We start from the raw sequence: 3306 nt of genomic DNA on the forward strand, positions 1-3306 counted from the left end.
AAGGTCTATGCGAAAGGCGTTACCCTCACCAAAGGGGCCATGAAAAAGGTCGAAGCGCGCTTGGAGCGCAGCCCGACCTTGCCCAAATGGGACATCCTTATCCGGCCCGATTGCGGGTAAGTTCTTTCGCGTAAATCGCCTTAAACATGCGGCGTATAGACAATCTTCAGGCCCATATCGGACCCGGACGAGAAGGCGCTGAAGTTGTATTGCACCTTCATCCCCGAGCGGGTCTCGATGGCTGGGGAGGTCAGCGGGATCTCGGCGTGATCGATGAGGATCGAGAGCGCGTCGCCGGCGGCATTGGTGTAGATCCATTCCAGACTCACCTCGTCGCCGGCCAGGGCCAGATCGACCATGGCGAAGTCCTGAAACACCATGTCGACCGAGCCGCTGATCTTGGTGCGGCCCTCGGGCAGACTGAAGCGTTCGCCCGCGGTTTCGCCGGTCGCGGGGAAGGCGTAGAGCGAGCCGTCCATCTCGTTGTCGATGCTGAGCGTGGCCCCGAGCACCCCGCCGACACGGGTGCCGTCGAGATTGACGATGCCCTGGTAGCCGGTCCAGCCCTCGTGGGTGGGATCGGTGAGCGTGGCATCGAGCGGCGCGGTGTAGATGCCGTAACGCTTGCCGAGCACATCGACGCTCAGGTCGATATAGCCCGACTGGTTGAGCGTGAGGCTGGCAGATTTGACGCGACAGTCGTTGAAACGCTCGACCTTGCTGGCGAGCTTGCTGGTGTAGTCCTTCTCGATGATGAAGGAGGTCGGCAAGGCTTTCGGCACATAGGTCAGGATCCCGCTGCCGGTGGGCGCGCCAAGGATCTGCTTCAGCCAGAAGGGGTGAGAGCCGGGCGCGACGGTGGTGGCGAAAGCGCCGGACACGTCGATATTGCCGCGTCCGGGGCGCGGCACCCCGCGACCGCCGGCGATGATCGGGTTGTCGATGGACTCCTGCGCGGCCTTGACGTTGAGCGAGCTAAAGTAGGCCTTGGTGCCGCTCGGGGTGCCTGGATCGACGCCGAACGCGGTTTCTTCGTAGAGCGCGACGGCAATGTCGACGCCGGAAATCTGAGCCATGAGCGGTCTCCTGTGGGACGGTCGGGGTTAGTCGCGCGGGCGCACCGGCGCGGCGGTTTCGGTCTGAAAAAACTCCACCCGGCGAAACAGCACCGCCGGATCCTCGCCGGGCTCCAGGGCGTAGCCGCCGAGATAGCGCAGGTGCGCCCAGTCGGGGCCGGGGCGCCAGCCTTCCAGCGTGTCGAACAGCGCGAGACGGATGGCGCGCAGCGTCTGCCCCGCGGCGCGTCCGGCGTCGGGGGCGGCCTGGCGCAACTGGATGGCGACGGCGATGGTTTCGCCGATCATCCGTCCATTGCCCAGCCCCTCGGGGCCGCTGGCCGCGCTCTTGCGACCACACCATCACGGCACGCCCCAGGGCGCGCGCGCGCCGCTCCTCGGCGCGCTCCAGGTCAAGAATCTCGCTCACCTGATCGACCGTCGCCGGGACGAGGGTCGCTTGGAGCGTCGCGACCAGGGGGCGAGGTCGAGAAAGGGGGCGCTCATCGCGATGCCGCACGCACAATGCAGTGCCAGCCGGGGACAGATTCCGGCGGCATCAGCTCAAGCCCAGCCGGGTTGATGTGGCGCTCATCCATCGGTTTTGCGCGCCAGCAGTTTGGTCTTGATCTCTGACCCTGTCGATGAGCCGAAATAGTAATTCGTGATCGACGAGGCCATGCCGCCAAGTACGCCAAGCAGGATGAACACTCGATCTTCGAGTTTTTAAGGTTTGACTTTACCCATGGGCAGGCGCTAGGCGTTGGCGCACACTTCGGCTACGCGATACCGTAACGACGGGGTGGACTCTTGTCGACCAAGGTCACGGCCACTCATGTGCTTGCTGGAAGGGGCCAAGGGAAACAAAGCTTTCATTTTGTCGGCCAACTGCGCGAACTGCTCGGCGGGATCCTCGGCGTTCAAGAGGCGTCGGACCACGTCCAAGAAGGCTTCACCTCGGCAATGCTGTCGGAGGCTGCCCACGGTGCACGCGGGCGCCTGATGGTTCAGGCGGGTTCGTTGCTCGGGGTGAAGGAGGAGGGCATGGTCGAGCAGCAGACTCAGGGCCAGGCTTCGGCTTGACCCTTCTTCATCCGGCTGTTTGGCCAGTTGCCCCCATCCTTCATTGAGCTTCCAATCCTCCAGAAACACTTCGACCAACCACCTCAAAGTATAGACTTGGACGATATCCAGGGTTCGCCAGGTCAAGTCCGTGGCGACCAGGTAACGCGCCTCGGTTTCGCCGGGGTAGCGCAGCGCGATGACGAACCGCTTCTGGCCGTGGGCACAGACATGGACCCGGGCGCTGCTGACCATCACCGTGATCGCGTCGCCACCGCGCCGACGAATCGGCTGAGGCACCGCGGGATACGCGTCGAAGAACGCCGTCAGCGCGCGTTCCCGACCGCGGAAGCGCACCTTTTGATTGCCGCGCAATTGACTGACCGTCTGGGCGCCGCCGCACGTGGCGCTCGCCTGATCCATGAACGTCTGCGTCCCGTACAGGGCATCGGCCAACACCGCTTTGATCCGTACCCGCGGATGGGCCTGGCGAAAGGTCTGGATCAGTTCCAAGAGCAGTTGGGCCTTGCTCGGATAGGCCGGATCCGCCGCCGGTCGAACCGGACGCTGGGCTTTCGCCACCTTCAACGCCTTCAACCGCTGCTCTTCCCGGCGCCACGCCATTTGCTTGGGGTCCGGGCAGGCAAAGCGAAACCCCACCGGCAGCGTCACCGTGGGCGTGATCAACACCAGAAAGACCAGTTCCTGCCCGTTGAAATAGCCACCGGTTTTCTTGTCGTAGAGCTTGTGGGCCCGATGAATTCGGGTGGTGCGCTTGGCACGCCGCTGATCGCTATCGTCGCCGCTCAACACCCCTTCGCCAATCCCATACTGCTCCAGCACCAGGCCGACACTGAGTTGCCAGAGCACCTCCCAGACGACTTTGGTGCGCCGGAACATCCATGACAACGCGCTGAACCGATACCCTCCCAGTCCCGCTCGCTCAAAGGCTGACCAACACACCGTATTGGTCAACAACAGACCCATCAGACAGAACTTCAGCCACCGTCGCTGGCCGCGCGTCAATCCCCGACCAGGCGCATGGCGCCTCAACGCGCCATCCAAGTCCTCGACATAACGCTCGATAAAGGGCAACGGGTCGGCAAACATGGTGGCAGATCCTCTTCACGCGAAGACCGCCATTCTCGCCCTTTTTGTCAAGCGGGAAAAACTCGAAGATCGAGTGACA

At 63.3% G+C, this 3306-nt stretch carries 4 protein-coding genes; 1 reads left to right on the forward strand and 3 read right to left on the reverse strand.

Annotation, left to right across the window (positions count from 1 at the left end; all coding sequences use genetic code 11):
• Positions 1-140: 140 nt before the first annotated feature.
• Positions 141-1076 (reverse strand): phage tail tube protein, encoded by a 936-nt coding sequence (locus QZY07_RS12570; RefSeq protein ID WP_295403082.1) that lies wholly within the window; start codon positions 1074-1076, stop codon positions 141-143.
• Positions 1077-1103: 27 nt separating this feature from the next.
• Positions 1104-1364 carry a hypothetical protein gene (locus QZY07_RS12575; RefSeq protein WP_295403085.1) on the reverse strand — a complete coding sequence of 87 codons (261 nt, stop codon included), beginning with the start codon at positions 1362-1364 and terminating at the stop codon, positions 1104-1106.
• Between QZY07_RS12575 and QZY07_RS12580 the strand changes: the two genes are divergently transcribed.
• Positions 1348-1638 carry a hypothetical protein gene (locus tag QZY07_RS12580; RefSeq protein WP_295403088.1) on the forward strand — a complete coding sequence of 97 codons (291 nt, stop codon included), beginning with the start codon at positions 1348-1350 and terminating at the stop codon, positions 1636-1638. The genes QZY07_RS12575 and QZY07_RS12580 overlap by 17 nt on opposite strands.
• A 173-nt stretch (positions 1639-1811) precedes the next feature.
• On the opposite strand, the gene QZY07_RS12585 is transcribed toward QZY07_RS12580, so the two are convergent.
• Positions 1812-3227, reverse strand: coding sequence for a transposase (locus QZY07_RS12585; protein WP_295403091.1), 1416 nt, complete (start codon positions 3225-3227; stop codon positions 1812-1814).
• Between the last annotated feature and the right edge of the window lie 79 nt (positions 3228-3306).

The organism is uncultured Thiocystis sp. (genome assembly GCF_903866365.1).
Lineage (GTDB): Bacteria > Pseudomonadota > Gammaproteobacteria > Chromatiales > Chromatiaceae > Chromatium.

Coding starts and splice junctions, on each gene's coding strand:
- QZY07_RS12575 (WP_295403085.1), bottom strand. CDS start 1,364: ATGATCGGCGAAACCATCGCCGTCGCCATCCAGTTGCGCCAGGCCGCC.
- QZY07_RS12580 (WP_295403088.1), top strand. CDS start 1,348: ATGGTTTCGCCGATCATCCGTCCATTGCCCAGCCCCTCGGGGCCGCTG.
- QZY07_RS12570 (WP_295403082.1), bottom strand. CDS start 1,076: ATGGCTCAGATTTCCGGCGTCGACATTGCCGTCGCGCTCTACGAAGAA.
- QZY07_RS12585 (WP_295403091.1), bottom strand. CDS start 3,227: ATGTTTGCCGACCCGTTGCCCTTTATCGAGCGTTATGTCGAGGACTTG.